Origin of the sequence: Pseudomonas sp. UBA4194, assembly GCF_002379585.1 — a bacterium.
Taxonomy (GTDB): Bacteria; Pseudomonadota; Gammaproteobacteria; order Pseudomonadales; family Pseudomonadaceae; genus Aquipseudomonas.
On sequence record NZ_DFUE01000022.1, the window covers coordinates 83,826 to 88,097 of the forward strand.

At 64.9% G+C, this 4,272-nt stretch carries 3 protein-coding genes; 2 read left to right on the forward strand and 1 reads right to left on the reverse strand.

Annotated features, from left to right (window positions below; genetic code table 11):
* Window positions 1-67: 67 nt before the first annotated feature.
* A complete protein-coding gene (locus B3397_RS06540; protein WP_296248342.1) occupies window positions 68-1,435 on the reverse strand; it encodes an inorganic triphosphatase in 1,368 nt (455 codons plus the stop codon).
* 139 nt (window positions 1,436-1,574) lie between these two features.
* Between B3397_RS06540 and argE the strand changes: the two genes are divergently transcribed.
* Window positions 1,575-2,729 carry an acetylornithine deacetylase gene (argE, locus tag B3397_RS06545; RefSeq protein WP_296248343.1) on the forward strand — a complete coding sequence of 385 codons (1,155 nt, stop codon included), beginning with the start codon at window positions 1,575-1,577 and terminating at the stop codon, window positions 2,727-2,729.
* A 134-nt stretch (window positions 2,730-2,863) separates the two neighbouring features.
* Window positions 2,864-4,162: an amino-acid N-acetyltransferase gene (gene argA / locus B3397_RS06550; RefSeq protein WP_296248345.1), complete on the forward strand. Its 1,299-nt coding sequence runs from the start codon at window positions 2,864-2,866 to the stop codon at window positions 4,160-4,162.
* Window positions 4,163-4,272 lie beyond the last annotated feature (110 nt).

Here is a 4,272-nt window from a genome sequence, read left to right on the forward strand (position 1 = left end):
TCTCCCTGAGGGAGAGGGAGAGGGAGCGAAACGCGGTGTGCCTGTAACTACCGACCTCCAGGCAACCCTACTTGCGCAACAGCAGCTTCCAGGCCCGATTCTGCCCTACCGCAATCGCCTGCTGCATCCGCGCGTCCAGCACTTCATCGGTGATGTCGAGACTGGCCAATGCGTGCAGCTTGTTCAGTTCACCGAACAGGCGGTCCACTTCCGGCACATCCAGCACGTCGCGGGCCAGGTGCAGCCAGCTCTGGATGCGCTCCAGGCGCGGCAGTTGCTCGGCCAGGTCTTCGGGCTGCTGCTGGTAACGCGCCAGTTGCAGCGCCGCGCCTTCCTCGGCGATCAGATGGCCCAGCCAGCTCTGCAGTTGCGCAGCGCCCTGACGGTTGCCGCGGTTGTTGCGTTCCACGGTCCAGCTGCGCGCCAGCAGCCAGCGCGAGGTATTGAGCGAGAACAGGCCCCAGCGGGTGTCGAGCAGCTCTTCGGCGAACTGCTCGGGCGCCGCCTTGCGCACGTCTTCATCGTCCTGGCCCGCCTGTACCAGTGGGCGCCAGTCTTCGAGCAGTGCATCGAGGGCGGCGCGCAGCTCTGAACTGGTGGCGCGCGGCGCGGCCTGGCCGAGGCTGCCGACCAGCCCGCGCAGGTCGATCAGTTGCTGAACCCAGTCCTGCAACAGGCGCCAGTGGCCGTTGAAACGGTATTGCTCGGCCAGGCGTTGGCTGCCGGCCAGCAGATGCCAGGCCAGGGCGGTGAACGCGTCGTCCAGCGACGTTTCCGCGCTCAGTTCGGGCGCCGGCAGGCTCAAGGCGTAACTGCCCGGGTCGCTCAGGCGATAGCCGCGCTCGGCCTTGCTGATGTCACACGGCATCAGCGGCAGTTTCTCGGCCAATTCGGCGGCCAGCTCCAGCAGCGCGGCTGGGTCGCCTTCGCGCAGTTCCAGTTCCAGTTCGCAGATCTCTTCGGACTGCTTGCCGACGATCACCTTGCCCAGGTCCAGGGCGGCTTCGATCACCACCTTGGCCTTGCCGCGGCCCCAGGCGATTTCTGCGCGTTCGCGGATGAAGTCGGTGGTGAACACCGGCTTGATGGTCTTCTTGTCCAGCTGCGCCAGTTGCTCGGGCCAGCACTCGCCGTCGAGCTTTTTCAGATCTAGCTTGGCCTTGGCCAGTGTCCAGTCGTACTCGTTGCGTTCCGACAGCCCGGCCACGCTGGTGCCGCGGGTCTTGAGGGTCTGGATGACTTCATCGCCGTCGCGGCGCAGGCGCAGCGCCACCTTGGCCGCGGCCAGGTCACGCTCGGGGGTATCGAAGTACTGATTGAACAGCTCACGGCGCTCCCAGCCACTTTTGTTGCGTTTTTTCAGCAGCGGGTGTTCGCGCAGGGCAGCCAGGGTGTCGCGGCTGACGCGCAGTTTGATTTCGGTTTCTTTTTGCATGGCGGGGCAATCCAAGCGCTGGCGTACAACGGCGCGCTGATGACTAGATAAGGCCGTGCAGTGTACAGCAGTCGTGCCGCAGTGGTTTATTCCTGGCGCCCGATGGCTCTATGATGGGGCTCGCCCCGGGAGGACCGCCATGCCGTTGCCATCCATGCAAGAACAGTTCGCCGCCCTGATCGCTGCGCCTTCGGTCAGTTGCACTCAGCCCAGCCTGGATCAGACCAACCGCCCGGTGATCGAACTGCTGGCCGCCTGGCTGGGCGATCTGGGCTTTGCCTGTGACGTTCAGGAAATCGAGCTGGGCAAGTTCAACCTCGTGGCCACGTTCGGCAGCGGCCCAGGTGGCCTGGTGCTGGCCGGTCACAGCGACACCGTGCCTTACGATGACGCGCTGTGGAGCACCGACCCGCTCAAGCTCACCGAAGTGGACGGCCGTTGGGTCGGCCTGGGCAGCTGCGACATGAAAGGCTTTTTCGCCTTGATCATCGAAGCGGTGCGTGGCCTGATCGATCAGCCGTTCAAGCAACCGCTGATCATCCTCGCCACCTGCGACGAGGAAAGCTCGATGTCCGGCGCCAAGGCCCTGGCCGAAGCCGGCCGGCCCCTGGGGCGTGCCGCGGTGATCGGGGAGCCCACAGGGCTCAAGCCGATTCGCCTGCACAAGGGCGTGATGATGGAGCGCATCGATATTCTCGGGCGCAGCGGCCACTCTTCCGACCCGAGCCTGGGCCACAGCGCGCTGGAAGCCATGCACGCCGCCATCGGCGAGCTGATGCAATTGCGCCAGCAGTGGCAGCGCGAGTACAACAACGCGCAGTTCAGCGTGCCCCAGCCGACCCTGAACTTCGGCTGCATTCATGGGGGCGACAACCCCAACAGGATCTGCGGCCAATGCTCCCTCGAATTCGACCTGCGGCCATTGCCGGGTATGGACCCCCACGTGCTGCGCGCGGCGATCCGGCAGAAACTCGCACCCCTGGCCGAATTGCATCAGGTGCAGATCGACTACGGGCCGCTGTTCGGCGAAGTGCCGCCCTTCGAACAGCCGGCCGATGCCGAGCTGGTGCGAGTCGCCGAGCGCCTTACCGGGCACACCGCTGCGGCGGTGGGGTTTGGCACCGAGGCGCCGTACTTCCAGCGCCTGGGCTGCGAGACCCTGGTGCTGGGCCCCGGCGATATCGCCTGTGCGCATCAGCCGGGGGAATATCTGGAAATGTCACGTTTGCAGCCTACAGTGCGTCTATTGCGGGAACTGATCGAACATTACTGCCTGAAGTCGGTCATTTCCTAAACCCGCCGGCCCCCGAGCCGTCTGTTCCAACGAGGAGAGCACGCGTGTTGCCAAGCCTGTTACGACGATAACCCTCATACCGCTGTGCGCCGAGTGATGCTTTTCGTCCATCTTATCTACAGGCTTTTGCGTTTATGCCCGACTACGTGAATTGGCTTCGCCACGCTTCCCCTTACATCAATGCCCACCGTGACTGCACCTTCGTGGTCATGCTGCCGGGTGAAGGGGTCGAGCACCCCAACTTCGGCAATATCGTCCACGACCTGGTGTTGCTGCACAGCATGGGCGTGCGCCTGGTGCTGGTGCACGGTTCGCGGCCGCAGATCGAGAGCCGCCTGGCGGCGCGCGGCCTTACCCCGCATTACCACCGCAACCTGCGGGTCACCGACGCTGCCACTCTGGAATGCGTGATCGACGCTGTCGGCCATCTGCGCATTGCCATCGAGGCGCGCCTGTCCATGGACATGGCCTCTTCGCCCATGCAGGGCTCGCGGTTGCGCGTGGCCAGCGGCAACCTGGTGACTGCGCGGCCGATCGGTGTGCTCGAAGGGGTGGACTACCACCATACCGGCGAGGTGCGCCGGGTCGATCGCAAGGGCATCAATCGCCTGCTCGACGAGCGCTCCATCGTGCTGCTGTCGCCGCTGGGCTACTCGCCCACAGGCGAGATCTTCAATATTGCCTGCGAAGACGTCGCCACTCGCGCGGCGGTCGACCTGGCCGCCGACAAGCTGTTGCTGTTCGGTGCCGAGCCCGGGCTGCTGGACGAAAGCGGTCGGCTGGTGCGCGAACTGCGGCCCCAGCAGGTGCCCGCCCATCTGCAACGCCTGGGCAACGACTATCAAGGCGAACTGCTCGATGCCGCAGCTCAAGCCTGCAAAGGCGGTGTAAACCGCAGCCACATCGTCAGCTATGCCGAGGATGGCGCCTTGCTGACCGAGCTGTTCACCCGCAACGGCGGCGGCACGCTGGTGGCCCAGGAACAGTTCGAACAGGTGCGAGAGGCCAATATCGACGACGTCGGCGGCCTGCTCGACCTGATCAGCCCGCTGGAAGAGCAGGGCATTCTGGTACGTCGCTCAAGGGAGGTGCTGGAGCGCGAGATCACCCAGTTCAGCGTGGTCGAGCGCGAAGGGATGATCATCGCCTGCGCGGCGCTGTACCCCATCGCCGATTCCCAGGCGGGTGAGCTCGCCTGTCTGGCGGTGAACCCTGAATATCGGCACGGCGGGCGTGGCGACGAGCTGCTGGAGCGAATCGAGGAAAGGGCACGTGCGCTGGGGCTCAACACCTTGTTCGTGCTGACCACTCGCACCGCTCACTGGTTTCGCGAGCGTGGCTTCGTGCCCAGTGGCGTGGAGCGGCTGCCGTCGGCGCGTGCTTCACTGTACAACTATCAGCGCAATTCGAAGATCTTCGAAAAGGGGCTGTAGCCAGATCGGTCCCCGTAGGAGCGGCATACAGCCGCGAAGGCGTCAGACCCGGCACCACGAATCCTGAAGAAGGCGCCGGTGCTGCTGGACCCTTCGCGGCTGTACGCCGC

Excerpts from the sequence above, each read along its gene's own strand:
- B3397_RS06540 (WP_296248342.1), bottom strand. The coding sequence starts at position 1,435 with ATGCAAAAAGAAACCGAAATCAAACTGCGCGTCAGCCGCGACACCCTG.
- argE (WP_296248343.1), top strand. The coding sequence starts at position 1,575 with ATGCCGTTGCCATCCATGCAAGAACAGTTCGCCGCCCTGATCGCTGCG.
- argA (WP_296248345.1), top strand. The coding sequence starts at position 2,864 with ATGCCCGACTACGTGAATTGGCTTCGCCACGCTTCCCCTTACATCAAT.